The sequence below is a fragment of the Bradyrhizobium sp. Kon69 genome (assembly GCF_055807515.1).
Genome location: NZ_JBVVOS010000444.1, coordinates 1 through 256, shown reverse-complemented (window position 1 = coordinate 256; position 256 = coordinate 1). Strand labels below are relative to the sequence as shown.

Sequence of the window (256 nt, the reverse complement as noted above, 5' to 3'; positions counted from 1 at the left end):
GTTTCGCGCAGGCGCTCCATGATTTTCGCCGCCTTTTCCGATTGCATTTGCGCAAGGATCACGCAGAACTCATCGCCACCGTAGCGTCCGACCAAGTCGTTTTCCCGCAGATGCCGTCGCAATTCCAGGCTTAGCTGGCGCAGCACCGTATCCCCGACAATGTGCCCGTGTGTGTCGTTGATGCGCTTGAAGTGATCGATATCGATCAGGGCGATGGTGGCGACGCCGTGTTGTTGCTGACGCTGATGAAACTCAA

General features: G+C 56.6%; 1 protein-coding gene. It reads right to left on the bottom strand.

What is annotated here, in order from left to right:
• On the bottom strand, positions 1-256 hold a 256-nt coding region (locus tag AC0L3U_RS39735; protein ID WP_473365172.1), incomplete at both ends, for a GGDEF domain-containing protein.